The 25,232-nt window shown below is 68.6% G+C and carries 24 protein-coding genes and 3 tRNA genes; 8 read left to right on the top strand and 19 right to left on the bottom strand.

Annotated features, from left to right (window positions below):
- Positions 1–32: 32 nt before the first annotated feature.
- Complete coding sequence (locus ACO2Q1_RS01160; protein WP_423327707.1) at positions 33–2,099, bottom strand: 3-hydroxyacyl-CoA dehydrogenase NAD-binding domain-containing protein; 2,067 nt, start codon at positions 2,097–2,099, stop codon at positions 33–35.
- A gap of 118 nt (positions 2,100–2,217) precedes the next feature.
- On the opposite strand from ACO2Q1_RS01160, the gene ACO2Q1_RS01155 reads away from it, so the two are divergent.
- The 4 genes from ACO2Q1_RS01155 (at position 2,218) to ACO2Q1_RS01140 (ending at position 7,200) form a co-directional block, all read left to right on the top strand.
- The gene (locus ACO2Q1_RS01155) at positions 2,218–3,444 is read left to right on the top strand and encodes a TetR/AcrR family transcriptional regulator (RefSeq protein ID WP_423327706.1); all 1,227 of its coding nucleotides are present in this window, start codon (positions 2,218–2,220) and stop codon (positions 3,442–3,444) included.
- Between the two features lie 60 nt (positions 3,445–3,504).
- Positions 3,505–5,580: a capsular polysaccharide biosynthesis protein gene (locus ACO2Q1_RS01150; protein WP_423327705.1), complete on the top strand. Its 2,076-nt coding sequence runs from the start codon at positions 3,505–3,507 to the stop codon at positions 5,578–5,580.
- Positions 5,581–5,685: 105 nt separating this feature from the next.
- The gene (locus tag ACO2Q1_RS01145; RefSeq protein ID WP_423327704.1) at positions 5,686–6,807 is read left to right on the top strand and encodes a beta-ketoacyl-ACP synthase III; all 1,122 of its coding nucleotides are present in this window, start codon (positions 5,686–5,688) and stop codon (positions 6,805–6,807) included.
- Between the two features lie 114 nt (positions 6,808–6,921).
- Positions 6,922–7,200, top strand: a complete 279-nt coding sequence (locus ACO2Q1_RS01140) for a hypothetical protein (protein WP_423327703.1) — start codon at positions 6,922–6,924, stop codon at positions 7,198–7,200.
- Positions 7,201–7,274: 74 nt separating this feature from the next.
- On the opposite strand, the gene ACO2Q1_RS01135 is transcribed toward ACO2Q1_RS01140, so the two are convergent.
- The 3 genes from ACO2Q1_RS01135 to ppdK all read right to left on the bottom strand — a co-directional run bounded on the left by ACO2Q1_RS01135 (position 7,275) and on the right by ppdK (position 11,700).
- A complete protein-coding gene (locus ACO2Q1_RS01135) occupies positions 7,275–7,802 on the bottom strand; it encodes a porin family protein (protein ID WP_423327702.1) in 528 nt (175 codons plus the stop codon).
- Between the two features lie 171 nt (positions 7,803–7,973).
- Positions 7,974–8,867, bottom strand: coding sequence for a 2-dehydropantoate 2-reductase (locus ACO2Q1_RS01130; protein WP_423327701.1), 894 nt, complete (start codon positions 8,865–8,867; stop codon positions 7,974–7,976).
- Positions 8,868–9,003: 136 nt separating this feature from the next.
- Positions 9,004–11,700 (bottom strand): pyruvate, phosphate dikinase, encoded by a 2,697-nt coding sequence (gene ppdK, locus ACO2Q1_RS01125; protein ID WP_423327700.1) that lies wholly within the window; start codon positions 11,698–11,700, stop codon positions 9,004–9,006.
- 203 nt (positions 11,701–11,903) lie between these two features.
- Here ppdK and ACO2Q1_RS01120 point away from each other — a divergent pair, with 203 nt between their 5' ends.
- Together ACO2Q1_RS01120 and ACO2Q1_RS01115 are read left to right on the top strand one after the other, a co-directional pair.
- Positions 11,904–12,524 (top strand): hypothetical protein, encoded by a 621-nt coding sequence (locus tag ACO2Q1_RS01120; RefSeq protein WP_423327699.1) that lies wholly within the window; start codon positions 11,904–11,906, stop codon positions 12,522–12,524.
- A gap of 55 nt (positions 12,525–12,579) precedes the next feature.
- Entirely contained in the window at positions 12,580–14,352 is a 1,773-nt protein-coding gene (locus tag ACO2Q1_RS01115) for a patatin-like phospholipase family protein (protein WP_423327698.1), read from the top strand.
- 114 nt (positions 14,353–14,466) lie between these two features.
- Here the strand turns inward: ACO2Q1_RS01115 and ACO2Q1_RS01110 are convergent.
- The 13 genes from ACO2Q1_RS01110 to ACO2Q1_RS01050 form a co-directional block, all read right to left on the bottom strand.
- Positions 14,467–14,543: transfer RNA gene (locus ACO2Q1_RS01110), tRNA-His, on the bottom strand.
- A 548-nt stretch (positions 14,544–15,091) separates the two neighbouring features.
- A complete protein-coding gene (locus tag ACO2Q1_RS01105; protein WP_423327697.1) occupies positions 15,092–15,805 on the bottom strand; it encodes a TonB family protein in 714 nt (237 codons plus the stop codon).
- Between the two features lie 13 nt (positions 15,806–15,818).
- A complete protein-coding gene (locus ACO2Q1_RS01100; RefSeq protein ID WP_423327696.1) occupies positions 15,819–16,253 on the bottom strand; it encodes a biopolymer transporter ExbD in 435 nt (144 codons plus the stop codon).
- A gap of 5 nt (positions 16,254–16,258) precedes the next feature.
- Positions 16,259–17,128 carry a MotA/TolQ/ExbB proton channel family protein gene (locus ACO2Q1_RS01095; protein WP_423327695.1) on the bottom strand — a complete coding sequence of 290 codons (870 nt, stop codon included), beginning with the start codon at positions 17,126–17,128 and terminating at the stop codon, positions 16,259–16,261.
- 566 nt (positions 17,129–17,694) lie between these two features.
- Positions 17,695–17,770, bottom strand: a tRNA-Phe gene (locus ACO2Q1_RS01090).
- Positions 17,771–17,856: 86 nt separating this feature from the next.
- Positions 17,857–18,024 (bottom strand): DNA gyrase inhibitor YacG, encoded by a 168-nt coding sequence (locus ACO2Q1_RS01085; protein ID WP_423327694.1) that lies wholly within the window; start codon positions 18,022–18,024, stop codon positions 17,857–17,859.
- Between the two features lies 1 nt (position 18,025).
- On the bottom strand, positions 18,026–19,063 hold the full coding sequence (locus ACO2Q1_RS01080; protein WP_423327693.1) for an RNA-binding protein: 1,038 nt from the start codon (positions 19,061–19,063) through the stop codon (positions 18,026–18,028).
- A complete protein-coding gene (locus ACO2Q1_RS01075) occupies positions 19,060–19,653 on the bottom strand; it encodes a Maf family protein (RefSeq protein WP_423327692.1) in 594 nt (197 codons plus the stop codon). The genes ACO2Q1_RS01080 and ACO2Q1_RS01075 overlap by 4 nt, the downstream gene beginning before the upstream one ends.
- A 7-nt stretch (positions 19,654–19,660) precedes the next feature.
- Entirely contained in the window at positions 19,661–19,879 is a 219-nt protein-coding gene (gene infA / locus ACO2Q1_RS01070; protein ID WP_008261544.1) for a translation initiation factor IF-1, read from the bottom strand.
- Positions 19,880–19,987: 108 nt separating this feature from the next.
- Positions 19,988–20,461 (bottom strand): UPF0262 family protein, encoded by a 474-nt coding sequence (locus tag ACO2Q1_RS01065; RefSeq protein ID WP_423327691.1) that lies wholly within the window; start codon positions 20,459–20,461, stop codon positions 19,988–19,990.
- A complete protein-coding gene (locus tag ACO2Q1_RS01060; protein ID WP_423327690.1) occupies positions 20,458–20,943 on the bottom strand; it encodes a DUF2948 family protein in 486 nt (161 codons plus the stop codon). Before ACO2Q1_RS01060 ends, ACO2Q1_RS01065 begins: the two co-directional genes overlap by 4 nt.
- Positions 20,933–22,252, bottom strand: coding sequence for a UDP-N-acetylglucosamine 1-carboxyvinyltransferase (murA, locus tag ACO2Q1_RS01055; protein ID WP_423327689.1), 1,320 nt, complete (start codon positions 22,250–22,252; stop codon positions 20,933–20,935). Before murA ends, ACO2Q1_RS01060 begins: the two co-directional genes overlap by 11 nt.
- A 144-nt stretch (positions 22,253–22,396) precedes the next feature.
- On the bottom strand, positions 22,397–22,585 hold the full coding sequence (locus tag ACO2Q1_RS01050; protein ID WP_423327688.1) for a hypothetical protein: 189 nt from the start codon (positions 22,583–22,585) through the stop codon (positions 22,397–22,399).
- A gap of 96 nt (positions 22,586–22,681) precedes the next feature.
- On the opposite strand from ACO2Q1_RS01050, the gene ACO2Q1_RS01045 reads away from it, so the two are divergent.
- Positions 22,682–22,756, top strand: a tRNA-Thr gene (locus tag ACO2Q1_RS01045).
- Positions 22,757–22,976: 220 nt separating this feature from the next.
- The gene (locus tag ACO2Q1_RS01040) at positions 22,977–23,909 is read left to right on the top strand and encodes a hypothetical protein (RefSeq protein ID WP_423327687.1); all 933 of its coding nucleotides are present in this window, start codon (positions 22,977–22,979) and stop codon (positions 23,907–23,909) included.
- 97 nt (positions 23,910–24,006) lie between these two features.
- Here ACO2Q1_RS01040 and ACO2Q1_RS01035 read toward each other — a convergent pair whose 3' ends face one another.
- Positions 24,007–24,618, bottom strand: coding sequence for a hypothetical protein (locus ACO2Q1_RS01035; protein ID WP_423327686.1), 612 nt, complete (start codon positions 24,616–24,618; stop codon positions 24,007–24,009).
- Positions 24,619–24,691: 73 nt separating this feature from the next.
- Positions 24,692–25,180, bottom strand: coding sequence for a peptide-methionine (R)-S-oxide reductase MsrB (gene msrB, locus ACO2Q1_RS01030; protein ID WP_423327685.1), 489 nt, complete (start codon positions 25,178–25,180; stop codon positions 24,692–24,694).
- Positions 25,181–25,232 lie beyond the last annotated feature (52 nt).

The raw sequence follows: 25,232 nt of genomic DNA, 5'->3' as shown, positions 1-25,232 counted from the left end.
GCGCCTTGGTTTGGGTTACAGAAGGGGTGAAATCAGATCTCCGACAGCCGCCCTCCCTCGCGCGCCAGTCGGTCCAGCAGGGGTGAAATCGTCAGATCAGCGCCGAAGCGCTCGGCATGTCGGCGCAGGCCCTCGACCACCGTCGGCAGCCCGATCGTGTCGGCCCAGATCATCGGCCCGCCGCGCCAGCGCGGCCAGCCGTAGCCATAGGCCCAGACCACATCGATGTCCGAGGCGCGCGAGGCCTTCTTCTCTTCCAGAATTCGCGCGCCCTCGTTGACCATCGGATAGAGGCAGCGCTCGATGATCTCCTGATCGGAGACCTCGCGGCGGACGACGCCCTTTTCGGCGGCCAGATCGGCGATCATCTTCTCGACCATGGGCGACGGCGACGCCTTGCGGGCCGCGTCATAGTCATAGAAGCCCGCGCCGGTCTTCTGGCCGCGCCGGTCGATCTCGCAGAGGCGGTCGCGGATCGTTTCGCCGCGCGAGGTCTCCCGGCTCCAGCCCAGATCAAGCCCGGCCAGATCGGCCATCTGGAACGGCCCCATCGGCAGGCCGAACGCCTGATGCACGCGATCGACCTGCCAGGGCGTCGCGCCTTCCAGGATCAGCTTGCCCGCCTCGCGCTGGCGCTCGGCCAGCATCCGGTTGCCGACGAAGCCGTGCGCCACCCCGACCAGCACCGCGACCTTGCCGATGGTCTTGCCCAGGGCCATGGCCGTGGCGATCACGTCGGGCGCGGTCGCCTCGCCCCGCACCACCTCCAGCAGCTTCATGACATTGGCGGGCGAGAAGAAATGCAGGCCGATGACGTCCTGTGGTCGCGCCGTGGCGGCGGCGATGCGGTTCACGTCCAGATAGGAGGTGTTGGTCGACAGGATGGCGCCGGGCCTGGCCACCGCGTCGATGCGGGCGAAGACCGTCTGCTTGACCGCCATCTCCTCGAACACCGCCTCGATGATCAGGTCGCATTCGGCCAGGGCGTCATAGTCCAGCACGGGCGTCAGCAGGGCCATGCGCGCCTCTACCGCCTCTGGCGTCATCCGGCCCTTGGCGGCGCTGGCGTCGTAGTTCTTCCGGATGGTGGCGACGCCGCGATCCAGGGCCTCGGCCTTCATCTCGACCAGGGTCACCGGCAGGCCGGCGTTGAGGAAATTCATGGCGATGCCGCCGCCCATGGTCCCTGCCCCGATGATCCCCACCTTGCCGATCGGGCGCAGCGGCGTGTCGCGCGGCACGTCGGGGATGTCCGCCGCCTTGCGTTCGGCGAAGAACAGATGGCGCAGGGCGGCCGACTGTTCGCCCGTGACCAGTTTCAGGAACAGGGCGCGTTCCAGCCGGCAGCCCTCGGCGAAGGGCAGCTCGACCGCCGCGCGAACGGCCTCGACACAGGCGACAGCCGCATCCTGACCGGCGGTCCGCCGCGCATTGGCCGCCTGGAAGGTCTGGAAGACGTCAGCCCCCGTATCGCCCGGCACGGCCAGTTCGGAGACGCGACGCAGGGCGCCGTTCCCCGCCATCTCGAGCGCCAGGGCGATCGCGTCGTCCCGAAGCGATCCCTCGGCCGCAAGCCGGTCGATCAGGCCGGTCTCCAGCGCCGTTCCCGCCGGCGCCGGATCGCCGCCGACCACCATGTCCAGCGCCCGGGCGACCCCGACCAGGCGCGGCAGGCGCTGCGTCCCGCCCGCCCCCGGCAGCAGGCCCAGCTTGACCTCGGGCAGACCGAGTTTCGCGGACGGGACGGCGATACGGCCGTGACAGGCCAGGGCGATCTCCAGCCCGCCGCCCAGAGCCGTGCCATGGATGGCGGCCACGACCGGCTTGGTCGCGGCCTCGATACGGTCGACCAGTTCAGGCAGGGAGGGCGAGACCGGCGCGCGGCCGAATTCAGTGATGTCGGCCCCGGCGAAGAAGGTGCGTCCGGCGCAGATCAGGACGACGGCGCGCACGGCCGGGTCCGCCTCGGCCACCTCGACGCCCTTCAGGATCGCGCCGCGAACCGCCGCCGACAGGGCGTTGACCGGTGGACTGTCCACCGTCAGCACGGCCACGCCGCCGTGTATCGCCGAGGCGATCACCTGCTCCTGAGTTTCCATGGCGCACATTCTAACGATGTTGACGCAATCCCTATGGATGGGATCATGGCCATACCCTTTATTCTAATCAAGCGGTTTTCCGGCTTGCTCAAAGGCTTACCCATGGTAAGCCTGCCCCATGCAGACGACCGCCCGAAGGCGTAGCGATCGGTTCAACGATCGGCGCCAGCAGATCCTCGACGCCGCCGCCCCCCTGTTCAATCAGAAGGGTCTGGGCGGAACGACCCTGGCGGAGGTGGCGGCGGCCGTCGGCCTGATCACCACCAGCGTGACCTACTACTACCGGCGCAAGGACGACCTGGCGGCCGCCTGTCTGATGCGGACCATCGCGGCCTATCAGGCGCTGATCGTGGAGGCGGCGGCCGAGGCGACGCCGGCGGATCGACTGACGGCCTTCATCGACGGCTATTTCGCCCTGCTGGCCGATATCGCGACCGGACGCGGGCCGGCGCTGATGAACTTCTTCGACATCCGCTCGCTGACCGGAGCGGCGATCGAGCCGGCGTTTTCGGCCTTCGCCGACATGTTCCGGGCCCTGCGCGGCCTGATGCGGCCGGAGCCGCAGACGCCCGCCTTCGCCCAGCCGGAGGAGAACGCCCGCGTCCACCTGGCGCTGTCGATGATCCTGTGGGCCCGCACCTGGGCCATGCGCTATGATCCGATGGATTATCCCCGCGTCGGGCGGCGCCTGTCGGACATCCTCGTTCACGGCCTGGCGCCTGGGCGGGCGTGGGCGCCGCCGACGCTGGATCTGCCGGTGGAGACCACGCCCGGCCTCGGCCTGTCGCGCGCCGACTTCCTGCGGGCCGCGACGGAGACCATCAACGACTTCGGCTATCACGGGGCCTCGGTCGATGCGATCGCGGCGCGGCTGAACGTCACCAAGGGCGCCTTCTATCATCACGTCTCGGCCAAGGACGATCTGGTGCTCAGCTGCTTCGAGCGCAGTTTCGGCGCCGTGCGGGAGGCGCAGGGCGCCGCGCTGAGGGCCGAACTGTCGGCCTGGGACCGGCTGACGGCGATCACCGACGCCCTGGTTCGCCGGCAGTTGGGCGGCGATCCGCTGTTGCGCCACATGGCCGTGGCGGCGGCCCACGCCGAGGTCCGAGGCGAGTTGCGCGAGGCGATGGAGCGTCAGACCGAACACTATGCGGGCCTGATCGCCGACGCCGTCGCCGATGGGACCATGCGGCCGGTCGATCCCGCCGTCGCCGCCCAGATGGTGGCCGAAACCATCAACGCCGCGCCCGACCTGCCGCGCTGGACCGGCGGGCGGCTGGACCCCGATGCCGCCGCCTGGGTCTATGTGCGTCCCCTGTTCGCCAATGGGGTGCTGAACCCCTGAGGCGACGACGGCGGATCGGGGCCGATACCCCTGAGGCGCAAGGACGTGTAGGACGGCCGTGTGAACACCCCCGCCCCTTCACCTGAGACCACGCCGCCTCCCCCCGTCCCGGCCTGGGTCTGCGCCCCCGGCGTCCTGCGCGTGCCCAATCTGGCGGCCTTGCTTCCGGAATATCAGCTGAGGGCGGCGCCGGGCGCCGAAGCGACGGCGGTTCTGGGCTGGGGCATGAAGCCGACCGCCGCGGCCGGACGGCGCTGGGCGGCGGCCAGGGGCGTGCCCTATGTGGCGCTGGAGGACGGATTCCTGCGCTCCGTGGGGCTGGGCGAGAGGGGGGCGACGAGCCTCAGCCTGATCGTCGATGACCTCGGCGTCTATTATGACGCGACCCGGGCGAGCCGGCTGGAACAGCTGATCACGACCGCGCCCGACTGGTGTGACGCCGGGATGAAGGGTCGCGCGCGCGCCCTGATCGATCGCATCGTCGAGAGCGGCGTGTCCAAGACCAATATGGGCGGTGCTCTGGATCCGACGGTCCTGAAACCCGGTCGCCGCATCCTGATCGTGGACCAGACTCTGGGCGACGCCTCGATCGGTTATGGAATGGCCTCCACGGCGTCATTCACAGACATGATCCGGACCGCCCGCGCCGGGGCGCCGGACGCCCAGTTGATTGTCAAGCGGCATCCGGCCGTGGCGGCGGGACGCAAGCAGGGCTGCATACCGACCTCGGAGCTGACCGGTGTCACCCTGATCGACACCGACTTGCGGCCCGCCGACCTGCTGGCCGCGGTGGACGAGGTCTGGTGCGTGACCTCGGCCTTGGGATTCGAGGCCCTGCTGCGGGGCCTGCCGGTACGGTGTTTCGGGGCGCCCTTCTATTCCGGATGGGGCCTGACGACAGACACGGTGAACACCGGGCGCCGGGGCGTGGCGCGTGATATCGAGACCGTCGCGGCCGCCGCCCTGATCGCCTACAGCCGCTACTTCGATCCGGTCGCCGGTCGACGCTGCACGGCGGAAGAGGCGCTGGAACGGCTGATCTCGCTGCGCGACCGGGCCGACCGGCTGTCGGGTCTGTGGTCCGCCGCCGGTTTCGCCCCCGCCAAACGCCCGCCGGTGCGCCGCCTGCTGAACTCGCCCAAGGGCCGGGTCCGCTATCACTGGAGCGCCGCCGCCGCCGCGCGCGACGCGGAAGCCGGTGAAGGACGGCTGATCTGGTGGGCGGGCAAGGAGAGCGAGCCGATCCGCACGGCCGCCGCCGCGACCTCCGCGCCGACCGTACGGATGGAGGACGGTTTCATCCGCTCACGCGGCCTGGGGTCTGACTTCTTCGGCGCCCTGTCGGTGGCCCTGGACGACCTCGGGGTCTACTACGACGCGACGCGGCCGAGCCGTCTGGAGACCCTGATCGAGACGGGTGAGCGTGACGACCGCGACCGTGACCGCGCCGCCGCCCTGCGCCGCCGCGTCGTGGCGGCTGGCCTGTCGAAATACAATCTGAAGGGCGCGCCCCCTGTCGGCTGGCCGGCGGACCGCATGAAGCTGCTGGTCGTCGGTCAGGTGGAGAACGACAAGTCGATCCAGTTCGGCTGCACCGACATCCGCACCAACTCCGGCCTGGTCGAGGCGGCGCGGCGGGATTTTCCGGACGCCTTCCTGATCTATCGCAACCACCCGGACGTGACGTCCGGCAATCGACCCGGGCTGCTGGATGCGACGGCGATCGAGGCTGTGGACGCGGTGGCCGACGATCTGGACATCATCGACTGCCTGAACGCCTGCGACCGGCTGGCGACCCTGACGTCCCTGTCGGGCTTCGAGGCCCTGATGCGGGGCAAGCCGGTCAGCGTCTATGGCCGCCCCTTCTACGCCGGGTGGGGCCTGACCGACGACCGGACCGGTCCCTTCCCCCGCCGCACGCGATCGGCGACCCTGGACGACCTGGTTCACGCCGCCCTGATCGCCTATCCGATCTATGTCACGCCGGAGGGCTGGCCCTGCGAGGCCGAGGATCTGGTCGCGCGTCTGATCGCCCAGAAGGATGCGCCCCTGCCCGCTGCGCCGCGCGGACGCCTGAATCGGTGGTGGCGCGGACTGACGGCGTCTCTCGACCGGACGCCGCCCCCGTCCTATTGAAGGCGCAGAAACATATCCGGCGCGAATGTCGCGCGCTCAGAATATCCCGGTTCGCGTCCCTCAAGCAGCGAGGCTCCGCGAGCCGAGCGATAGGGACCAAGGCCCTTGATCAACTCCATCATCGCCGCCACCGGCCTGTTCACGCCCGACCAGGCGATCTCGAACGAAGAGCTGGTCGCCGCCTACAACGCCTACGCCGATCGCTGGAATGCGGAGAACGCCGCCCAGATCGCCGAGGGCGACCTGGCGCCCCTGACCCATTCGTCGGTCGAGTTCATCGAGAAGGCCTCCGGCATCCAGAGCCGGTTCGTGCTGGACAAGTCCGGCGTGCTGGACCCCGGCCGGATGACGCCGAACATTCCGGAACGCGGGAACGACGAGTTGTCGACCATGGCCGAGATGGCGGTGGCCGCCGCACGTCAGGCCATCGCCGCCTGGGGCAAGGACGTTTCGCAGATCGGCGCGGTGCTGTGCGCCGCCTCCAACATGCCGCGCCCCTATCCGGCCCTGGCCATCGAGGTGCAGCAGGCCCTGGGCATCGAAGGCTTCGCCTTCGACATGAACGTGGCCTGTTCGTCCGCCACCTTCGGGATCAAGACGGCCAGCGACTTCATCGGCTCCGGCTCGGTCAAGGCCGTGCTGATGGTCAATCCCGAGGTCTGTTCGGCGCATCTGAACTTCCGCGACCGCGACAGCCACTTCATCTTCGGCGACGTCTGCACGGCCGTGATCATCGAGGCTGAAGACCAGGCCGGGCCGGGCGGTTGGGATATTCTGGGAACCCGGCTGCAGACCCAGTTCTCGAACAACATCCGCAACAATTTCGGCTTTCTGAACAACGCCGCGCCCGAGGGCATCGGCCAGGTCGACAAGCTGTTCGTCCAGCAGGGCCGCAAGGTGTTCAAGGAGGTCGTGCCGATGGTGTCGGACATGATCATCGACCATGCCCGCGACCTGGCTGTGAACACCGACGCCCTGAAGCGTCTGTGGCTGCATCAGGCCAACATCAACATGAACGTGCTGATCGGCCGCAAGGTGCTGGGCCGCGAGCCGTCGCCGGAAGAAAACGTGATCGTGCTGGACCGCTACGCCAACACCTCGTCCGCTGGATCGGTCATCGCCTTCCATCTGCATCAGGATGGCTTCGAGCCGGGCGAGACGGGTCTGATCTGCTCGTTCGGCGCCGGCTATTCGGCGGGCACGGTCTTTGTCCGCAAGCGGGGCTGAACGTCGTCGCAGGCGAAATTGTCGCATCGCAGCCGCCGCAGCGGTTGATTCTCAAGCGCGAGTTTGTTTTTGTTCGCGCCCAGCGACCTAGACCAACGCGTGGGGGCCATCCGAATGGCGGACACCGGGATCGAAGCTGCGGCGCAAACCGCCCGAACCTTTATGGAAGGCCTGGCGCGCGATGTCGCCCTGGTCCTGAAACGGCTTGGCGGCTCGGCGCATCAGAACGTGGTCATCGACTGTGTGGCGGCCATGAAGCGCAACCGCGGCGAGCCCGTCGGTCAGGACCTGCGCCACGCCATCGTCCAGGCGTTCGAGACCTATAACCAATGGTTCACCCGCCCCTTCGGCGAAGGCTCCATGCGCTGGGCCCTGATCGCCGACCCGGTCTGAACCCGCGCTGACGACAGGAAAAGGGCGCGCCCCATGCGGAGCGCGCCCTTTCCTTTGGCTGGGATACAGTCCCGTCAGAAGCGACGCACGAAGCTCAGCGTATAGGCGTCGGCCTTACCGTCGCCGTCGCGGAAATCACGGCGCGTCCAGTCGGCGCGGATGCCGTTCTGGCCGTCCAGGCGATACTCGGCGCCCGCGCCGTAGTTGAAGCTGTCCATGTGGTCGCTGGCGCTTTCGCCCAGGGCCTTGGCCTTGAACTCGGTCACGCCGTAGCCGGCGCGAGCGAAGAGATCGAGGTTGGGCTGAACCGGCAGGGTCGCCACGCCATAGGCGGCGGCGTCCCAGCGGTGCTCGAACTTGGTCGAGACGTCGCCGACGTTGCGGCGCTCGCTGCGCACGCCGATCGATCCCTCGCCCTCGACCCCGAAATAGGGCGTCAGTTTCGCGCCGACCCGACCGGTCAACGCGCCGAGATCACCCGCCTCTGAGTCCAGATGCGTGTAGCCGCCCGAGGTATAGATCTGCGGATCACTGATCGACTGAGCAAAAGCGGGCGCCGAAATCGCAGAGACAGCCAGTGCAGAGAGAATGATGTTACGCATTTCTTTTTAACTCCTAGATGTCGATGACATGACGTCATCGGCCCCATCCAGCGAGTTCGGAAATGGGTACTCGACTTGTCCGTTCCATGGCCGTCAGATTACAGAACCGAAACTGTAGCCGTACTGACGCACACGCCGTTATGCGGATTGCCCAGGCACGCGCGATGTCTGTCAGCGGGCTTCGAGGGCCGCCAGAAGGGTCGCGGCCATCTGGTTCAGCGGCGCCGCGATCCCGTGCGGCGCGCCGAGACGAGGGATGACCGCGTTGCGCGCGTCCCACTCCATCGGACGTCCCGCCAGCCGGTCGCCGAGCAGGGAGTTCACCGAGTCCGGCTGGGAAGCGAAGGTCCGCTCCACCACCCAATCCGGCAGATCGTCGGGCAGGTCAGCGCCCAGCGCCTGGCCCACCACCACACACTCGGCCGCCATCGCCCGCATAAGCTCCGCCATGCCCGGTTCGTGCACGACGCCGGAAGGCCGACCGGTCAGGGCGCAGACCGCCCCCGCGCAGTTCAGCGCCAGCTTCGTCCAGGCGGCGGTCAGGAAGTCGTCGGTAAGAACCGGCTTCAGCGACTCGTCCTGAAACAGGGCGGCGAACGCCCGTCCGGTCTCGCTGTCGGGCACGGTCAGGGTGCCGTCACGCCGATGGCGGATCTGGCCCGGCCCCTCGCGCTCGGCGGGCAGGTCGACGATGACAGGCAGGATGCGGTCCGGCGCGACATAGGGCGTGAACCGCTCGACATGCTCCACCCCGTTCTGCAGCACGGCGAGACGGCTGTGCGGTCCCATCAGCGGCTTCAACCAGGCGGCCGCGCCCTCGACGTCATAGGTCTTGGTGGCAATCAGCACCCAGTCCGCCGCCGCCTCGACCTGATCCGGCGAGGTGAGCACGCGCGGCGTCGCTTCGATCCGCCCGCCGTTCGGCGTCTCAACGCTCAGCCGGTCCAGCGGAGAACGGGCGCAAAGGATCAGGTCGTCTATCGCCGCATTACGCGACAGCCACGCCGCCACGGTTCCGCCGATGGCGCCGGGACCGATCACGGCGATGGAAAGGGACTGGGACATCATTCCTCCCCCGTCGGGGGAGGTGGATCGGCGCGCTTGCGCCGAGGCGGAGGGGGCCCGATCCAGAGACGGTGTCCGAGGCTGGCCCCCTCCACCGCTTCGCGGTCCCCCTCCCCCGAGGGGGGAGGAATGAGCATCAACGATCCTTCTCGCGCGCTTCGCCGCCCCGCGTGACCAAGGCGGCCTGGGCCGCCGCCAGGCGGGCGATCGGCACGCGGTAGGGCGAGCAGCTGACATAGGCCAGGCCCACCTCCTCGCAGAAGGCGATGGACGCCGGGTCGCCGCCGTGTTCGCCGCAAATGCCCATCTTGATGTCGGGACGGGCCGCCCCGCCCCGCTCGGCGGCGATGCGGATCAGGTCGCCCACGCCGTCCTGATCCAGACGGACGAAGGGATCGGTCTCGAAGATGCCCTTGTCCATATAGGCCTGCAGGAAGCGGCCGGAATCGTCGCGGCTGATGCCGAAGGTGGTCTGGGTCAGGTCGTTGGTGCCGAAGGAGAAGAACTCGGCATGCTCGGCCAGGTCCCCGGCTCGCAGGGCGGCGCGAGGGAGCTCGATCATGGTGCCGACCAGGTATTCGACGCTGTCGCCGGCCTTCTCGAACACCGCCTTCGCCGTCCTGTCGGTCAGTTCGCGCAGGTATTTCATCTCCAGGCCCAGGGCGACGAGGGGATGCATGATCTCCGGGATCGGGGCGACGCCGGAGGTCGCCTTGACCTCAAGCGCGGCTTCCAGAACCGCCCGAACCTGCATCTCGTAGATTTCGGGATAGGCGACGCCGAGACGGCAGCCGCGGTGACCGAGCATGGGGTTGGTTTCCTGCAGATCCTTCGCCCGCCGCTTCAGCTTGGCGGCGTCCAGGCCGGAGGAGGCGGCCAGAGCGTCGATTTCGGCTTCGGTGTGGGGGATGAACTCGTGCAGCGGCGGGTCGAGCAGGCGCACCGTGACCGGCAGTCCGGCCATGATGGTGAACAGCTCGACGAAGTCGGCCTTCTGGAACGGCTCGATCTTGGCCAGGGCCGTGCGGCGGCCCTGTTCGTCGTCGGCCAGGATCATCTCGCGCACGGCGGCGATCCGCGCATCGTCGAAGAACATGTGCTCGGTGCGGCACAGGCCGATGCCCTCGGCGCCGAAGCCGCGCGCGGTCTTGGCGTCCAGCGGGGTCTCCGCGTTGGCTCGGACCTTGAGGCGGCGCACCCCGTCGGCCCAGGCCATCAGGGTCTGGAAATCGCCGGTCAGTTCCGGCTCGATCATGGCTACGGCGCCGTCCAGCACCTCGCCCTTGCCGCCGTCGATGGTGATGACCTCGCCCGCCTTGAAGGTGCGGCCGCGCACGGTGAAGGTCCGGGCCTTCTCGTCGATATGGATTTCGCCGGCGCCCGAGACGCAGGGACGGCCCATGCCGCGCGCCACCACGGCCGCGTGGCTGGTCATGCCGCCGCGCGCCGTGACGATGCCGCGCGCCGCGTGCATGCCGTGAATGTCCTCCGGCGAGGTCTCCTCGCGCACCAGGATGACCGCGTCGCCGAGCTGGGCCATGCGTTCGGCCTCGTCGGCGTCGAAGACGATCTTGCCGGTCGCCGCGCCGGGGCTGGCCGGCAGCCCTTGCGCGACCACCCTGCGTTCGGCCTGGGGGTCGAGGGTGGGGTGCAGCAACTGATCCAGGGCGCCGGGCTCGACGCGGCTGACGGCCTCCTCCTGCGAGATCACGCCCTCGGACGCCAGGTCCACGGCGATCTTGAGCGCCGACTTGGCCGTCCGCTTGCCGTTGCGGGTCTGCAGCATCCAGAGCCGGCCCTGCTCGACCGTGAACTCGATGTCCTGCATGTCGCGATAGTGGCTTTCCAGCCGGCCGACCACGTCGACGAACTGGGCGAAGACCTCGGGCATGGCCTCCTCCATCGAGGGGGCGGTCTCGCCCATCTCCTCGCGGCCGGCCCGGGTCAGGGACTGGGGCGTGCGGATGCCGGCGACGACATCCTCGCCCTGGGCGTTGATCAGGAACTCCCCGTAAAGCCGGGCCTCGCCGGTCGAGGGGTTGCGGGTGAAGGCCACGCCCGTCGCCGAGGTCTCGCCCATATTGCCGAACACCATCGACTGGACATTGACCGCCGTGCCCCAGCTTTCGGGAATGTCGTGCATGCGGCGGTAGAATTTGGCGCGGTCGTTCATCCAGCTTTCGAAGACCGCCCCGACGGCGCCCCACAGCTGGTCGTTCGGGTCCTGCGGGAAGGGGTGGCCGAGCTCGCGCTCAACGACGGCCTTGTAGTCGGCGACGACCTTTTCCCAGTCGGCGGCGGTCAGCTCGGTGTCGACCGAGACGCCCAGGCGGTCCTTGTGGTCGTCCAGCACGCCCTCGAACTCGTCATGGCCGAGACCCAGCACCACGTTCGAATACATGGTGATGAAGCGGCGATAGCTGTCGAAGGCGAAGCGACGGTCCCCGGACAGGGCGGCCAGGCCCTCGACGGTCTGGTCGTTCAGGCCCAGGTTCAGGACGGTGTCCATCATGCCCGGCATCGAGGCGCGGGCGCCGGAACGGACCGACACCAGCAAGGGGTTGGCCGGATCGCCGAACCGCTTGCCGACGATCCCCTCGACGGTCTTCAGGCCCTCGGCGACCTGGGCGGCCAGGTCCGCAGGATAGGTCTCGCCATTGGCGTAGTACCAGGTGCAGACCTCGGTGGTGACGGTGAAGCCGGGCGGCACCGGCAGGCCGAGCGACGACATCTCCGCCAGGTTGGCGCCCTTGCCGCCCAGCAGGTTCTTCATCGACGCGTCGCCGTCGGCGGTCCCGCCGCCGAAGCCGTACACCCACTTGGTCATCCGCATACCCCTGAGCTGGATTCGTCGTTGGCGGGTTCGTCCCGCTCCTGCGCGGCATGAGTAACGTGCTGCGTCTGCGAAGGCGAGAGGCGCTGTAACAGATCGTGAAAGCCGGAGTTCCGTCGTCCCGCCCGGCGTCTTCGTCGTGAAGGGATTGCGGACGTCCGGCGCCGCGCGCCGAATGCCGTCGCCGAGATGGAGGACTCAACATGATCGACGCCCTGATCGCCGCGTTTCTTCTGACCGGCGCGCCCGCCCCCCTGGCGACGGCGGCCGCGCCCCAGACCCAGTGTCCGCCGGCCGGCGCGCGTTTCCGCCGGAACAACATCACCGGCGCCTTCGTCGTGGTCTCGCTGGGCGGAGCCTATGACGACACCCTGGGCTGCCGCTGGCGGCGGGAGGACACGGGCGCGACGATCTGGCTGACGATGGAACTGATGACGCCGCTGGCCGGCGGGACGGGAGCAGGCGCGGGGGCGAACGGAGCCCGGCCGGCGAACGGTCAGGCGGGACCCGCCGGCTTCGGGCCGGTCCAGACCGGGGTCTATGAATGCGACGCCCCGATCAACGTCGGGGGCATGGTGATGGGATCGCCGCAGACCGGCCTGTTCTTCGGCGTGACCGGACCCGGCGCCTATCGTGACTTCAACGGCGGACGCGGCGCCTTCAGTCTCAGCGGCAATGTGCTGACGATGACGTCGGGACCGTTGCGGGGCACGCGCTATCGCCGCGAAGGCGCCACCCTGTTCAAGCCCCTGAACGCCCAGGGGCAGACGGGATCGATCCGCTGCGTGCTGAACCGGGCGAAGTCGCTGACCGGGCGCTGGTAAGCCCCGGCCGATTTCTCTCTGGCCCCCGGCGGGAAAATCGCCATGATCCCCCGCCATGTCGAAACGGCGCGCCGCCCCCTCCCCCGACACGCTGGAAGCGGCCCTGGCGCGGGTGTTCGATCACCGCGCCAGCAAGGCCAGCTGGTTCGCCCTGACCGGAGGCGAGCCGCTGTTCGCCGCGGGCGCCGAGGCCGATCACCTGTATCTGCTGCGTTCGGGGCGGCTGGGAGTGTTCCGTCGGCTTGAGGGACAACCGCCGCAGATGCTGGGCGTCATCCGGCCCGGCGAACCGGTCGGCGAGATGGCCCTGATCGCGGGCAGTCCGCATTCGGCCGACGTCGTCGCCCTGCGGGACTCCGAAATCCTGGCCCTGCCGCGCGAGGCCTTCTTCGAGGTGGCGCGGACCGAGCCGGAGGTGATGATCCATCTGTCGCGCCTGATGCTGGCGCGGGCGCGGGACCAGTCGACCGGAGCGGCCGAGCCCGCGGTGTTCGGCTTCGTCGGCGCCCGCCCCCGGCCGATACGGGCCTTTGTCGAACGGGTGGCGGCGGCCGTGGCGGCCATGGGCCACACGGTTCAGGTGATCGACGAAACCGCGCTGAGGTCGGCGGCGGACTGGTTTTCCCGGGTCGAGGACAGCCACGACTATGTCCTGTATGTCGCCGAGGCCGATCAACCGGCCTGGGCCGCCCTGTGCGCGCGACAGGTGGACCGTCTGTTCGTCGTCGGCGACGCCCTGACCCCGCCCCCGGCCGTTGCGCCGGCCCGTGATCTGGAGGGGCTGAGGCGTCAGTTCACGGACCTGATCCTGCTGCGCGACGCCCGCATGACCCGGCCGGCCAATACGGCGGTCTGGCTGGACGCCGTGTCGCCCGGCCGCTGGTTCCATGTGCGCGAAGGCGACGAGGGCGATTCGGCCCGGATCGCCCGGCTGGTCACCGGAACCTCGGTCGGCCTGGTGCTGTCCGGCGGCGGGGCGCGGGCCTATGCCCATATCGGCGTGGTGCGGGCGCTGCGCGAGATGGGCGTGCCGCTGGATTTTCTGGGCGGGGCCTCGATGGGAGCGGTGGTCGCGGCGGGACCGGCCCTGGAATGGTCCGACGACCAGCTGGACGCCCGCATCCGCCACGCCTTCGTCAAGTCCGACCCCCTGTCCGACATCGCCCTGCCGATCGTGGCCATGACCCGGGCGGGCAAGGTCGCGCGCCTGCTGCACGAGGCCTATGGCGACATCGACATCGCCGACATGCCCCGCCCCTTCTTCGCCGTGTCGTCGAACCTGACGACCGGCCGGCTGGAGGTGCATCGGCGCGGCCTGCTGCGCCGGGCCATGCGGGCCTCAATCGCCATTCCCGGCGTCATGCCGCCGGTGGTCATCGACGGACAGGTGCTGGTGGACGGCGCCGTGGTCAGCAACTTTCCGACCGACGTCATGCGCCAGCTGAACAGCGGGCCGGTGATCGGGTCGGACATGTCGCAGGTGCGCGGCGTGGACCCCCAGGCGCTGTCGAACCCTCCATCCTGGTGGCGCTGGATCGCATCGGGCGCCTGGAAGAAGGGACCGCCGATCGTCTCGGTGCTGATGCGGGCCGCGACCATCACCACGGACGCCGAACTGGAGCGGTCGCGACGTGAGACGGACCTGCTGATCCTGCCGCATCCGGGCGGGGCGGATATCCGCGACTGGAAGGTCTATGAGCCCACCGTGGCGGCGGGACACGCCGCCGCCCTGGCCGCCCTCGCCGCCCTGGACGGGCCGGGGGAGACGCTGCGCAAGCGCAAAGTACAGGCGACGCCGGGCGAGATGGCCGAGGCCGTGAAGGCCTGACAGGGCATCAAGACGCAGCCAAACCTCGCGCTGAAACCGCGTCGAGGCGGACCGTTTCGTGGTCTTGTGAGGAGCGCCGCAGCCGGCGTTCGTCCCCGCGTGCGCGGGGAGGAATGGTACCGCCTCTCAGGCTTGAACTGAGGACCTCCGGCTCCACAAACCGGCGCTCTAACCAACTGAGCTAAGGCGGCACATACGAGGCCTGGCCCCGTGCGAGGCGGGTTGTTTAGCGGCGAGGCCGAACGCGATCAAGCGGGAAGCGTCGCTCGCATCTCGCCGTACAAAGAAAAACGCCCCGGAGCGAACCCCGGGGGAAATTACTGACTGTGGGAATGATTAGTTAGTGCCTTCTGAGGCGATCACACAGCCTCGTTGCTTTACTCAGAGGTCGACCCCCGTCACGGACACGCCCACTCGCATCTGTCGAGCACAATGTTGCCCTGTGCATCGCGGCGGTAGGTGCAGAGCCATACCTGGGGTTCACCGTTCGGGCACAGCGACTGTTGTTGATCCTGCGCTTCGACAGTGCTGGAGCCAACTGCCGACAGGAGAAGCAACGCAGCCAGCACCATCGACTTTGAAAATTTCATTTTTGCCCCTCCAGAATTCAATAGGTTGGCCTCATGTCCTAGTTGGCCAGCACTTCAAATACCCACGTTACGGCAAAATTTCCAGTTCCTAGGCAAACAAAAAACGCCCCGGAGCGAACCCCGGGGCGTCTTGTCTGGAACCGAAGTCCCTATTGCAGGCGGAACGGAACCGAGAACCGGACCTTGCCGCCCACAGCCACACCGTCCACCGAACGAGGTGACAGACGGGCGCGTCGGGCGCCGGCCAGAGCAGCCTGACCGAATCCGGCGCCGGTCGGCGTCTCGGACAGGATGGTGCAGTCGCTGACGGCGCCGCTGGGCAGAACCGTGCACTCGACCTCAACCCGGCCATTCTCGATGCCACGATCTTGCGCCCGTTGCGGGAACTCGATGCGCGGCTGTTGCGACCACTGCGGGTTGGTGATGACCGGCGGACGCGGCGGAGCAGGCGGAGCCGGCGGCGGCGGAGGTCCGGGGACGATCACCGGCGGGCCGGTGTATTCGACGCGATCTTCCTTCTTGGTCGGTTCGATCGGAAGGGTGATCGGCGGCGGCGGCGCGTTCGGCACCACGGCCGGCGGACGGATCTGCAGCTTCGGCGGCGGCGGAGTGTCCGGCGGCGGCGGCGGCGGAGGCGGCGGGGGAGGCGGCGGCGGAATGATATCCACCGTCACAGCCTCATCCGTGTACTCCATCTGCTTCATCTCGAACTTGGTCTTCTGAACCCAGAAGATCAGAGCCGCGAACATGATGCAGACCACGCCGAGAGCGATCGCCCAGACGCCGGTCGAGACCCCCATGAAGCCCTTCTTGCGAGGGGCGTCATAGCGACTGCGGTGATATTCAACGGGTGTATCGGTCATGTGATCTCCCGCCTCACTGCACTTTGTCTTCGCCGACCAGCGCGACGCTGTAGAAGCCGCTGTCCTGGAGCGAGTTCATGGCCTGCATGAAATCGCCATACCGGGTGCCCTGGTCAGCGCGGATGTAGATCCGCTCCTTCGTAGGATCCCGGCGGCCGATCTGTTCCGTCAGATCAGCGCCCAGGCCGTCATAGGTCGTCTCACCGTCCCCGATAAACACCCGTCCGTCGCTTTGGATCGAGATGAAGATGGGCTTCGGCGGGCTTTCCTTGGGATCGGCGACGGCGATGGGAAGCGTGACTTGCACCCCCGGGGTGGCGACCGCAGACGCCACCATGAAGATGATCAGCAGAACCAACATGACGTCCACGAAGGGCGTGACATTGATATCGGCGTTCTGCTCGACGTTATACTTCCCGCCGCCCCCGCCTCCGAGTTTGGCTGCCATCTAGATTACGCCCCCTTGTCGAGCTGGCGCGAGATGGCGTTCAGCAGTTCAGCGGCGAAGCCGTCCGAGCGGGTGCCGAAGGCCGAGATGCGGGTGTTGAAGTAGTTGTAGAAGACCACCGCCGGGATAGCGGCGAACAGACCGATACCCGTGGCCAGCAGGGCCTCGGCGATACCGGGGGCCACGGCGGCCAGGTTGGTGGTGTTCGACTGCACGATGCCGATGAACGAGTTCATGATGCCGTACACGGTGCCGAACAGACCGACGAACGGGCCGGTCGAACCGACCGAGGCCTGGAACTGCTGGCCGCCGGAGAGGCGAGCCGCCAGACCGGACTGCACGGCCGAAACGGCGTGCTGGGCGCGGCCCAGGGCCGAGTCGCGGTGATCGCCGGTGACGCTCAGGCCGGCCTGACGCGACAGTTCGACTTCTTCGGTGGCGGCGGCGGCCATGTCGGCCAGCGGGTTGCCCTCGAACTCTTCCGAGGTGGCGACCTTGTGCATGTCCGCGATGGTGCGGGTGCCGCGGAAGGCTTCCAGGAAGTTGTCCGACTTGCGGTTCAGACCGCCGAACTCGATCAGCTTGATGATCAGCAGGGTCCAGGAGAAAACCGAGGCCAGCAGCAGGCCGATCATCACGACCTTAACGACCGGGGTCGCTTCCATGAACATGGAGATCGGGGTGATGTCGCCGTGACCGCCGGCGGCTTCTTCTTCAGCGGCCGGAGCAGCGGCGGCGTCGGCGGCCGGAGCGGCGGCAGGCGCGGCGGCCGGGGTCGGCTCAGCCGGGGCTTGCGCCAGGGCGGGGGCTCCCGCCATCAGGACGGCGGCGCCGGCCATGGCAAGAAGGATATTCGTCTTTTTGCTGTCGAGCATGTGTCGCCGGTTCCTGCTTTTCGGTCTGACTCTTGTGACCCTGAAGGGGCGGGACGTGGGAACGCCTGCCCCTCCTGTGAAATCGTTTCTGTCCGGGCTCCCCCTCTGAGAGCCGCCCGGACGCCTATATGTTAACGCTTAGGCAACCCTTGGGGAAGCCGCCGCGCGGATTGATCGGGCGATCGTGGCGGATTCCCCCCACGCGCCGTTCGTTGACCGATGCCCGAGGACAGCGGTCAAGCGTCTTTGGCGAAGGGTGTCGGGAGCGTCAAGGGCGCAATTCCGGATTTCGCGCCACAGGGGCAGAGAACATGCGCCATGCCGTCGCACCGGGATAGAAACCGGTGTCATCCGACATTTTGTCTGATTTCGACGCAAATTTCTTTCATTCGGCGAGATCAGGGCAGGAACCGCCGGGTTTCAGCAGATCGCGAACAACAAGCTTTCAAGAAGCGACGAAACGGCCGCACGTTCCGTTCCGAACAACGGCCGCACACGCCATGCGCGCTGCGCCAACACCGCTATGTGAAAGCGGCGTCCTGCGACGATCTGGCGGGAGGGAAAGATGGTGCCTGGAGGCGGATTCGAACCACCGACACGCGGATTTTCAATCCGCTGCTCTACCAACTGAGCTATCCAGGCCCCGGCGCAATCTCGGGGTCCCCAACGGGGCTCCCGACGCGAGAGCGGGGTCTATAGGCGAGCCGCATCGGGGTGTCCAGAGGCGTTCAATCCTCGGACGCGTCTTCTTCGTCCGGCCTGTCTTCGTCACGCACCGGGATGGCGTAGGCGCCCGTGAACCAACGCTGGAGGTCCACATCGGCGCAGCGTTTCGAGCAGAACGGCCGGTATTCGGGCGCGGAGGGGTTTTTGCGGCAGATCGGACAGGTCGCCATGTCAGGCCTCGTCTATCGGTTCGGCGCCGGGGCGGACCGCAGGATCGACGACCAGTCCGGCCCTCGGCCCCAGCCGCGCCACCAGGGGCGCCGCCCGCCGGGCGACGTGCGGACGGCATCGGGCGACCAGGCGCGGCACGGCGGTGTCGCTCAGGCACGCATGTCGCAGACGTCGCGTCAGGTCGATCGCCTGGGTCTGGGACGCACGCTCGGATCCGGGCCGTCCGAGATGATCCTCCAGCGGCGTCTCGCGCCACGGCAGGGTCAGTTGCAGCAGACCGAAACGGCTGACCGGGCCGAAGGCGGCGGCCGGCTGCCAGGCGAAGGCCTCTCGCGCCAGGGCCGTGACGGCCGCGCCGTCCAGGGCCGCGCCCACCAGATCGACCGCCACCAGACCGCCCCAGCGGTTCAGACGGATCAGACGCGCCGCCTGTTTCAGCCCCTCGCGATTCGCGAGGGCGCGGCCCCTGCGCGCGTCACGTCCCGGCAGGGGGGCGTAGTCGATGTCCACCGCGATCAGGGCGCGTGTCCGCTGCACCGCCAGGTCCAGACCGAACTCGGCGAACAGATCGCCCTGGCCCAGCGCCTCCTCCTCGGAGTCCCAGACGGCCTGGATGGCGGCGACGCCGGTCTGGATCTCGACGCCGGGCGCGACGGCGGCCAGGGCGGTCTTCAGTTCTGGCGCGGGGGCCAGCAGGCGCGGCGCCCCCTGCCCGTCCGCCACTCGGCGCACGACCGGCCCCTTCAGCTCGCGCGCCTCTGCGGTGACCACCACTTCGAGGACCTGACCGACCAGCAGCTGACGGCCACGCTCGAACGGCAGAAAGGCATGGGGCGGATCGACGCCCAGATCGACGAAGGCGCCGGACAGGCCCGGCTCCACCGCCACAACCCGGCCGACAGATCGAGCGCCCAGCCGTGCGGCCTTGGGATCACCCTCGCGATGGATCAGAAGTTGTTCGAAACGGCCGTTCCGGACGACCAGGCCGCGCTGCTCGCCCGGCGTATCGTCGTGGAAAAGCTCGATCTCGTCGGTCACGACGCGGCGGCGTCCGCCCGCCAGCCGACGCCGCCCAGCAGATTCGCCGTCTCGTGCAGGGGCAGACCCATCACGGCCGGGTGGCTGCCGACGATGCGGACGACGAAGGCGCCGGCCGGGCCCTGGATGCCGTATCCGCCCGCCTTGCCGCGCCAGTCCCCGCCCGCGACATAGGCGGCGATCTCAGCGTCCGACAGCGGCTTGAAGGTGACGCGCGTCTCGACCACCCGGTGCGACGTCCGGCCCGCATGGGCCACCGCCACTCCGGTGAAGACCCGGTGATTGCGCCCCGACAGCAGTTTCAGGAACCGCGTCGCCTCCGCCTCGTCGGCGGCCTTCTCCAGCAGCCGACGCCCGACGGCCACGACGGTGTCGGCGGCCACGACCACGGCGTGCGGATCCCGCTCGGCGATCGCCTGGGCCTTGGAGACGGCCAGCCGCGCGGCCAGGCGCGGCGGGGTCTCGTCGCGGCGGGGCGTTTCGTCGATATCGGCGGGTTCGATGCGATCGGGAACGATCCCGATCTGCGCCAGCAGTTCGATGCGGCGCGGGCTGGCCGAAGCCAGCACCAGGGGCGGACGGGGGCTCACCCCGCCCTTACTTGAAGCGATAGGTGATCCGGCCCTTGGTCAGATCATAGGGCGTCATTTCGACCAGGACCTTGTCGCCGGCCAGCACGCGGATGCGGTTCTTGCGCATCTTGCCGGCGGTGTGGGCGATGATCTCGTGATCGTTCTCCAGCGTCACGCGGAAGGTGGCGTTCGGCAGCAGTTCGCTGACGGTGCCGGGAAACTCGAGAAGTTCTTCCTTAGCCATGCGGCCTCTCTCGCCCGTCGGATACGATTCAGGGCCGCGCCGGGCGGAGCGCGGAATGAAGGCGCGCCGCTTACACGAAATCCCAGGTGCGGTCGAGGCCGGACCCGATCAGCCGCGTCGATACAGGGCGCAGACCAGGGTGAAGAGACGACGGGCCGTCTCGTGATCCAGCTCGACCTTGCCGTCCAGCCGCGCTTTGAGCGCCTCGGCCCCTTCGTTGTGCAGGCCGCGCCGGCCCATGTCCACGGCCTCGATCTGGGTCGCCGAGGAGCCGCGCAGAGCCTCGTAGTAGCTGTCGCAGATCAGGACGTAGTCCTTGAGCACTGTCTTGAGCGGCGTCAGCGACAGGGCGTAGGTGCGGGCGAAGCCCTTGGCCGCGACGATGTCGAAGACCAGCCGGTTGTCCTGCAGCGACAGCTTCAGGTCATAGGGGCCCTGGTCCTCGGCGTCCTCCAGCGGGCGGAAGCTGTTCTTCTCGACCAGATCGAAGATGGCGACCCGGCGTTCGTGCTCGATTTCGGCGGTCGCGGACGGCAGGGTCGCGGCGTCCAGTTCGACCGATTGCAGCCTGTGCTCGCTCATGCGCCCTCCTCGGCGGCGACGGGGGCCGGCTCGTCCTCGGGGTGACGCGGCGCCGCGCGCGCGGGCCAGCGATCCGAGATGTCGACCACCACGGCGTCCAGGCACTCCACCTCCAGCCTCAGATCGCCCCCGCCCGCGAACATCAGGGTGACCCAGCCGCCCGGCAGATCGCCCGGCGCGAAATCCAGCGCCAGAAGCTCCAGATGGGTGTCCGGCAGGCGGGGCAGACCCCGGCTCTGGACCGCCTGCACGTCGCCGAACTGCATGGCCGACCGCACGCGCGTGCCGCCGCACTCCCAGCAGAAGCGGCTGAACTCGATGGTCAGGCGACGCGCCGCCTTTTCCCAGACGATGTCGGCGGGGCGCAGGATGGCGTCCTGGAGGGCCGCCGAGATGATGGCCAGGTCCTCGCCGTCCTCGGCCAGCAGCCGCAGGGGTTCGCTGGCGCGCGCGCTGTCGGGGGTCGAAGCGTCAGTGCTCATCGGCCGGACTTTCGACGGGCGGGCCATGGATTCGGCGGATCTGGGCGCCGCACCGTCCGAGTTTTTCCTCCAGCCGCTCGAAACCGCGGTCCAGGTGATAGACGCGCCCGATGGTGGTCTCGCCCTCGGCGACCAGACCGGCGATCACCAGGCTGACCGAGGCGCGCAGGTCGGTCGCCATGACCGGCGCGCCCTTGAGCCCGTCCACGCCGCGCACCCGGGCCTCGCCGGCGTGAACCGAAATATCCGCCCCCAGCCGGCCCAGTTCCGGCGCATGCATGAAGCGGTTCTCGAAGATGTTCTCGTGGATGACGCTCTCGCCCTCCGCGGTGGTCATCAGGGTCATGAACTGGGCCTGCAGGTCGGTGGCGAAGCCCGGATAGACCTCGGTGGCGACATCGACCGCCCTCAGCCGCACGGCAGGATCGCGCTTCACGACCACGCCGTCGTCGGTCGGCGTCACCTCAACCCCGGCCTGGACCATCTTGTCCGTCAGGGCCTGGATCAGATCCGCGCGCGCGTTCGTCAGCCGCACCTCGCCCCCCGCCATGGCGGCGGCGCAGGCATAGGAGCCCATCTCGATCCGGTCGGGAATCACCGCCCAGTCCGCGCCCGACAGGGACGACACGCCGGTGATGGTCAGGACGTCGGTGTCCACACCCTCGATCTTCGCGCCCATGGCGGTCAGGCAGCGGACCAGATCGCCGATCTCCGGCTCGCGCGCCGCGCGCCGCAGGACCGTCGTCCCCTCGGCCAGGACCGCCGCCATTAGGGTGTGCTCGGTCGCCCCGACCGAAACGAACGGAAACTCGATCTCCGCGCCCTTCAGCCCCTTCGGCGCCACGGCCGAGACATAGCCCTCCTCCAGTTCGATCACCGCGCCAAGCCGCGACAGGGCGTCCAGATGCAGATCGACCGGCCGCGCCCCGATGGTGCAGCCGCCGGGCAGGGAGACCTTGGCGTGCCCCGTGCGCGCCAGCAGCGGTCCCAGCACGTTGAAGCTGGCCCGCATCTGGCGCACCAGATCATAGGGGGCGAAGGTCGAGGTGATCTCGGCCGCGTGGAACAGGGTCTGCTGGCCGTTCACGCCGGCCTCGGCCGCGCCGTCGCTCTCGATCACCTGGACCCCGAACTGGCGCAGCAGTTGGCCCAGGAATTTGGTGTCGGCCAGGCGCGGCATATTGGTCAGCCGCAGCGGCTGGTCCGTCAGGATCGAGGCGGCCATCAGCTTGATCGCCGAATTCTTGGCGCCGCTGACGGGAATGTCGCCGTGGAGGGGGCCGTTGCCCCGAACCGCAATACTGTCCATGTCGATCCTGGCGCCGCGTCCGATGGTGGAGGCGGCGAGCCGGCTATCTAGCGCCCCAGCCGGGTCCTGCGAAAGGGGGACGGCGCCGGCAACGGATGACTTTCGGTTGCCGCCTTCGTCGCGCGGGAACGGTCCCCCGTCGTGTCAGTTTTCCGGGCGAGCCGCCGGGGCGCGCGGCGCCTTTCGGCGGCGCAGATTGTCCCGCAACGCCTTGGCCAACCGCTCCGCCCGCTGGTTCTGCTCCGGCGAACGGCGCGGCGCGGCGGGCGGCGGGGCTTCGGGCGCGCCCGCCTCAACGGGGTCTGCGGCGGGGATGTCGGGACGGTCGGCCATGGCCGCATCAAGCCCGCAAAAACTTTCCGCGCCAAGCCGCATTTAAGGCTTTCCCCCCGCCGGACCTTTGGCTATACGGCCGCTTCCTCAGATTTCGCCGCCGTAGCTCAGTGGTAGAGCGCATCCTTGGTAAGGCTGAGGTCGTGGGTTCGATTCCCCCCGGCGGCACCACCACAGACAGAAGGCCCGGTCTCCCGACCGGGCCTTCTTCGTTTTCCGCGCAATGACCCATCATGGGCACGGATGGGCCAACACGGCCATGGTTGCAAACCTCCAGGCTGGCCCGAAGTTCGCTGATCCGCGTTATTTCGTGTAGGATATGTTTGGGGGAAAGCGGCCCTCCGCACACGACGGGCCGCCGTCCTCGCCGTCAGTCATATGAGCTCGCGTCATGAACATGCTCGCCCTTCTCTTAGCCGCATCGCTGGTCGTGCAAGAGGCTGAGCAGAGCCCGCCGACGCAGCTGCCGGATGTCACGGTGACCGCACAACGCAATGTCGACACCGCCCGTCGCTTCGTCAGCCGCGTCGCGGCGCCGGCGCCGCGTCGGGGGCTCGCGCGCTGGCGAAGCGTTTGCGCCGCCGTGGCGAATTTGCATCGAGACGTGGCCCAACCGATCGCCGACCGACTGGGCAATCGCGCCGTGGACCTCGGAATCAAGGTCGAGGGTCCCGGCTGCGACGCCAATCTGATCGTGATCTTTTCCGCAGACGCGCGCAGTGTCGCACAAGCCTTGGTCCGGGCCGATCCGGACGTATTCCGGCCAGGGACGAGCGGGACGGACCGAGGCGCAGCCGCCCTGAGAGATTTTCAGGACACCGATCGGCCGGTTCGTTGGTGGACTCTGAGCATTCCGATCAACAGCGACACCGGGCGACGCGCCGTAAGGGCGCCGGGCGACCCGACCGGCGGGCCGATGCCGCCGCGCATCGCCGCTGTTCTGGGATGCGACCAGCCGGCGGATTGCGCCGTTGCACCCATCGTCCAGACCAACGTGTCGTCGCGCCTGAACTCCCAGGTCGTCGACCAGATCTACAAGTCGATCGTGATCGTGGACATCGATGACGTGATCGGCCTCGGCGCCGACCAGCTGGGCGATTATCTGGCGATGGTGACCCTGGCCCAGATCGACCCGCAGGCGGATACGGCGGCGTTCGACACGGTGCTGAATCTGTTCAGCCAGCCGGACCAGATCGCCGGCCTCAGCGAATGGGACCGCTCCTATCTATGGGCGCTGTACAATTCCCGCTCACGCCGCAGCCACGCCAACGCCCAGGCTGAAGCCGTCGCCGCCCTGATGAACCGCGCTCCGGCCGACGACTGACGGGCTGACCTGCTGCCGCGCTCACGAGGTCAGGGTCCATCGCTCACACCGACGCCGTTCACCAGCATAAGGCGTCGATCGGCTTGGAAGGACGGCCTCAATCCGTCGCCGTCGTCCTGGCCTCGCGTTCGGGATAGGCCTCTTCGCGCTCGCGCCAGGGGCGGAAGGTGCGGCCCGGCCAGACGACGCCCTCGCCGAAGAATTCCGGATCGTAGTGGCCGCGATAGCTGGAGCCGAAGCGCGGATCGTAGGCGGCGCGGCCGTTGAAGCCATAGCCGTATCCATAGCCGTACGGACTGTTCTTCGACTCGCTGTAGCTGAGATCCAGCCGCCCGGTCTCGCCGATCGGCAGGGAGACCCGCGCGCCGAAGGCCGTGTGGTCGCCGGTGCCGATGCCGGCGAAGACCTCGCCGTGCATCTTGCGGTCGTCGAAGGCGAAGGGATCGCGCGCGGCGTCGGCCGGGCGGCGCACCGCCTCCCCCGCCGCGACCCAGCGTTCGATCTGCTGAGCCGTGGTCAGGCCGTGCGGGGTCTGGGAGTCCAGCGACACGCTGGGCGACGCCTCGGCGGTCGGGGCCACGGCGCCCACAGCCACCGACTGCACGCCCGTCGGCGCCGTCGTCACCACCGCGTCCGGATCGTCGGAGCCAGCGACAAGGGCCAGGGCGGTCAGGGCCAGGGTCTGGGCCAGGGTCTGGGCGATCAGCATGGGCGAAGTCTCCTGCGGCCCGACCCCGAGATCAATCCCGCAGCCGCACCGTGGCGGTCGAATGCGGCGAGGTTCAGGCCACGCCGTCTCCACGCCGTAACGGATCGGGCAAGGCTTGCCCTTCCGGCACGAAGCTCAGGGCGACGGAGTTGATGCAGTAGCGCAGGCCGGTCGGCGGCGGCCCGTCGGGGAAGACGTGCCCCTGGTGCCCGCCGCAGCGGGCGCAGACGGTCTCGGTGCGAACCATGCCGTAGCTGGTGTCGCGAATGGCGACGACGTGATCCGGATCGACCGGCTCGGTGAAGCTCGGCCAGCCGGTGCCGCTCTCGAACTTGGTTCCCGCGCGGAACAGGGGCAGGCCGCACTGTCGACAGCAGAAGACGCCGGCCCGCTTTTCGCCCAGCAGCACGCCGCAGAACGGCGCCTCAGTGCCGTGCGACAGCAGGACGCGCGCCTCCTCGGGATTCAGGTCGGCTTCCAGCGCGACCCGCTGGCCCTCGCTGGGCGGGGTCAGGTCATATCCGGAGGCGGAACGGACGGGGTCGGTCTGGGGCGCGGTCATGGTCGTGAAATAGGAAGGGCCGGACGAGGGTTCCACCCCGTCCGGCCCAAAT

The organism is Brevundimonas sp. VNH65, assembly GCF_049445955.1.
In the GTDB taxonomy this organism is placed as follows: Bacteria; Pseudomonadota; Alphaproteobacteria; order Caulobacterales; family Caulobacteraceae; genus Brevundimonas.
The sequence above is the reverse complement of the archived record's forward strand: the minus strand, read 5'-3'. Positions and strand labels throughout refer to the sequence as shown.

Bases quoted from the DNA above. Each gene is read 5' to 3' on its own strand.
- ACO2Q1_RS01160 (WP_423327707.1), bottom strand. From the start codon at position 2,099: ATGGAAACTCAGGAGCAGGTGATCGCCTCGGCGATACACGGCGGCGTG.
- ACO2Q1_RS01155 (WP_423327706.1), top strand. From the start codon at position 2,218: ATGCAGACGACCGCCCGAAGGCGTAGCGATCGGTTCAACGATCGGCGC.
- ACO2Q1_RS01140 (WP_423327703.1), top strand. From the start codon at position 6,922: ATGGCGGACACCGGGATCGAAGCTGCGGCGCAAACCGCCCGAACCTTT.
- ACO2Q1_RS01135 (WP_423327702.1), bottom strand. From the start codon at position 7,802: ATGCGTAACATCATTCTCTCTGCACTGGCTGTCTCTGCGATTTCGGCG.
- ACO2Q1_RS01130 (WP_423327701.1), bottom strand. From the start codon at position 8,867: ATGTCCCAGTCCCTTTCCATCGCCGTGATCGGTCCCGGCGCCATCGGC.
- ppdK (WP_423327700.1), bottom strand. From the start codon at position 11,700: ATGCGGATGACCAAGTGGGTGTACGGCTTCGGCGGCGGGACCGCCGAC.
- ACO2Q1_RS01120 (WP_423327699.1), top strand. From the start codon at position 11,904: ATGATCGACGCCCTGATCGCCGCGTTTCTTCTGACCGGCGCGCCCGCC.
- ACO2Q1_RS01115 (WP_423327698.1), top strand. From the start codon at position 12,580: ATGTCGAAACGGCGCGCCGCCCCCTCCCCCGACACGCTGGAAGCGGCC.
- ACO2Q1_RS01105 (WP_423327697.1), bottom strand. From the start codon at position 15,805: ATGACCGATACACCCGTTGAATATCACCGCAGTCGCTATGACGCCCCT.
- ACO2Q1_RS01100 (WP_423327696.1), bottom strand. From the start codon at position 16,253: ATGGCAGCCAAACTCGGAGGCGGGGGCGGCGGGAAGTATAACGTCGAG.
- ACO2Q1_RS01095 (WP_423327695.1), bottom strand. From the start codon at position 17,128: ATGCTCGACAGCAAAAAGACGAATATCCTTCTTGCCATGGCCGGCGCC.
- ACO2Q1_RS01085 (WP_423327694.1), bottom strand. From the start codon at position 18,024: ATGGCGACCTGTCCGATCTGCCGCAAAAACCCCTCCGCGCCCGAATAC.
- infA (WP_008261544.1), bottom strand. From the start codon at position 19,879: ATGGCTAAGGAAGAACTTCTCGAGTTTCCCGGCACCGTCAGCGAACTG.
- ACO2Q1_RS01065 (WP_423327691.1), bottom strand. From the start codon at position 20,461: ATGAGCGAGCACAGGCTGCAATCGGTCGAACTGGACGCCGCGACCCTG.
- ACO2Q1_RS01060 (WP_423327690.1), bottom strand. From the start codon at position 20,943: ATGAGCACTGACGCTTCGACCCCCGACAGCGCGCGCGCCAGCGAACCC.
- murA (WP_423327689.1), bottom strand. From the start codon at position 22,252: ATGGACAGTATTGCGGTTCGGGGCAACGGCCCCCTCCACGGCGACATT.
- ACO2Q1_RS01050 (WP_423327688.1), bottom strand. From the start codon at position 22,585: ATGGCCGACCGTCCCGACATCCCCGCCGCAGACCCCGTTGAGGCGGGC.
- ACO2Q1_RS01040 (WP_423327687.1), top strand. From the start codon at position 22,977: ATGAACATGCTCGCCCTTCTCTTAGCCGCATCGCTGGTCGTGCAAGAG.
- ACO2Q1_RS01035 (WP_423327686.1), bottom strand. From the start codon at position 24,618: ATGCTGATCGCCCAGACCCTGGCCCAGACCCTGGCCCTGACCGCCCTG.
- msrB (WP_423327685.1), bottom strand. From the start codon at position 25,180: ATGACCGCGCCCCAGACCGACCCCGTCCGTTCCGCCTCCGGATATGAC.